General features: G+C 73.4%; 1 protein-coding gene. It reads right to left on the reverse strand.

Annotated features, from left to right (window positions below):
• On the reverse strand, positions 1–3,173 hold a 3,173-nt coding region (locus ACWDAK_RS40885), incomplete at both ends, for a type I polyketide synthase (RefSeq protein WP_449806587.1).

Genomic DNA, 3,173 nt, shown 5'->3' on the forward strand with positions numbered 1-3,173 from the left:
GCGACGGTGCGGAACTCGGCGAGCATCGGCTCCATCAGCGGCGAGTGGAAGGCGTGGCTCACGGTCAGCCGCTTGGTCTTCCGGCCCTGCGCCGCTAGCTGCTCGGCGACCGCGACAACGGCCGCCTCGACGCCCGAAATCACCACTGACGTCGGCCCGTTGACCGCCGCGATGCCCACCTCGTCCGCCAGCAGCGGCAGCACCTCCTCCTCGGAGGCCTGCACCGCCACCATCGCACCGCCAGAGGGCAGCGCCTGCATCAGGCGGCCACGGGCGGCCACCAGAGCGGCGGCGTCCGCCAACGACAGCACACCCGCCACATGCGCCGCGGCCAGCTCACCGATCGAGTGACCAGCCAGCACATCCGGCCGAACACCCCACGACTCCACCAACCGGAACAGCGCCACCTCGACCGCGAACAGCGCCGGCTGCGTGTACCCGGTCTCGTCCAACTCCTCGCCGCCGAAGACCACCTCACGCAGCGGACGCTCCAGGCATCCGTCCAGCTCCGCGCAGACGGTATCCAGAACGGAGGCGAACGCCGGGAACGCCTCGTACAACTCGCGGCCCATCCCGGCCCGCTGACTCCCCTGCCCCGTGAACAGGAACGCCAGCCGGCCACCGGCCACCGATCCCCGTACCACGTCCGCCGTCGGCTCACCGGCCGCCAGCGCGCCCAACTGCCGCAGGAACTCCTCGGGTTCACCGGCCACGACGACCGCGCGGTGCTCCAGCGCCGCCCGGCCCGTCGCCAGGGAGTAGGCGACGTCGGTGGTCGCGAAGCCGGACTCGGTGTCCAGGTGCGAGAGCAGTGCCCGCGCCTGGTCCCGCAGGGCGTCCTCGGTCTTGGCCGAGAGGAGCCACGGCTGGACGGTGGGTGCCGGACGCGAACCGGCCTCGGCGGCCGGCTCGGCCGGTGCCTGCTCGATGATCGTGTGGGCGTTGGTGCCGCTGAAGCCGAAGGAGGAGACACCGGCGCGACGCGGCTGTCCGGTCTCCGGCCACGGCCGGGCCTCGGTCAGCAGCTCGACCGCGCCCGAGGCCCAGTCGACGTTCGGCGAGGGCTCGCCCAGGTGGATGCTCTGCGGCAGCACGCCGTGCCGCATCGCCATCACCATCTTGATGACGCCGGCGACACCGGCCGCGGCCTGGGTGTGGCCGATGTTGGACTTCAGCGAGCCGAGCCACAGCGGACGGTCCTCGGCGTGCTCCTGGCCGTAGGTGGCCAGCAGGGCGTGTGCCTCGATCGGGTCGCCGAGGGTGGTGCCGGTGCCGTGCGCCTCGACCACGTCCACCTGGTCGGCGGTCAGCCCGGCACTGGCCAGCGCCTGGCGGATGACCCGCTGCTGGGAGGGGCCGTTGGGGGCGGTGAGGCCGTTGGAGGCACCGTCCTGGTTGATCGCCGAGCCGCGGACGATCGCCAGCACCGGGTGCCCGTTGCGGCGGGCGTCCGACAGGCGCTCGACCAGCAGCATGCCCGCGCCCTCGGACCAGCTGGTGCCGTCCGCGTCGGCGGAGAAGGACTTGGAGCGGCCGTCCTTGGCCAGGCCGCGCTGGCGGCTGAAGTCGATGAACGCCTCGGGCGTGGCCATCACGGTCACACCGCCGGCCAGCGCCATGTTGCATTCGCCCTGCCGCAGGGCCTGCACGGCGAGGTGCAGCGCGACCAGCGACGAGGAGCAGGCGGTGTCGACGGTGACCGCCGGGCCCTCCAGGCCGAAGGTGTAGGAGACCCGGCCGGAGGCGATGCTGCCCGAGGTGCCGGTGCCGAGGTAGCCCTCGACGCCGTCCGGGACAGAGCCGATCCGGGTGGCGTAGTCGTGGTACATCACACCGGCGAACACGCCGGTACGGCTGCCGCGCATGGTGGCCGGGTCGATGCCCGCGCGCTCGAAGGCCTCCCAGGAGACCTCCAGCAGCAGGCGCTGCTGCGGGTCCATCGCCAGCGCCTCGCGCGGGCTGATGCCGAAGAACGCGGGGTCGAAGAGGCCCGCACCGTGCAGGAAGCCGCCCTGGTCGGCGTAGCTGGTGCCGGGGTGGTCCGGGTCCGGATCGAAGAGGTGGTCCAGGTCCCAGCCGCGGCCGGCCGGGAACTGGGAGATCGCGTCCACTCCGGCCGTGACCAGCTGCCACAGCTCCTCGGGCGAGCCCACCCCGCCCGGGTAGCGGCAGGCCATGCCGACGATGGCGATCGGCTCGTCGTCGACCCGGGGTGCCGGGAGCTGGGCGGCGGCGGTGCCGTGGTCGGCGCCGACGATCTCCGAGCGCAGGTACTCGGCCAGTGCGGCGGGCGTGGGGTAGTCGAAGATCAGGGTCGGCGGGAGCCGCAGGCCGGTGACGGCGTTGAGCTCGTTGCGCAGCTCGACCGAGGTCAGCGAGTCGAAGCCGATCTCGTTGAATGCCCGGCCCGCCTCGATCACCTCCGGCGAGGCGTGGCCCAGTACGGCGGCCACGCGTACCCGGAGCAGTTCGAGGATCTCGCGGTCCAGCTCGGCCTCGGACAGCCCGGCCAGTCGGCGCATCAGCTCGGAGCCGCCACCGGCGGCCCCGCGGGCGGCGCGCCGGGCGGGGGTGCGGACCAGTCCGCGCAGCAGGGCGGGGAGGGTGCCGGCGGCGGCCTGCTGGCGCAGCGCGGCCGGGTCGAGCCGCATCGGGAGGAGCAGGGCCTGGTCGCTGCCGGTGGCGGCGTCGAAGAGCGCGACGCCCTCGGCGTTGGACAGGCCGGTCATGCCGGCGCGTGCGAGGCGCTGGAGGTCGGCGGCGTCGAGGGTCTCGGCCATGCCGCCCTCGGCCCACAGGCCCCAGCCGAGGGAGATCGCGGGGAGTCCGGCGGCATGGCGCTGAGCGGCGAGGGCGTCAAGGAAGACGTTGGCCGCAGCGTAGTTGCCCTGGCCGAGGCCGCCGAAGGTACCGGCGGCTGAGGAGAAGAGCACGAACGCGCTCAGGTCCAGGCCGGCGGTGAGCTCGTGCAGGTTGAGGGCCGCGTCCACCTTCGGGTGCAGCACGGTGTCGATGCGCTCGGGGGTGAGGGAGGTGACGATGCCGTCGTCGAGGACACCGGCCGTGTGCACCACACCGGTCAGCGGGAACTCCGCCGGCACGGACGCCAGTACGTCCGCCAGCGCCGCACGGTCCGCGACGTCACACGCCGCGAACACCACCGAGGCACCCGA

It is taken from the genome of Kitasatospora sp. NPDC001175 (assembly GCF_053598215.1).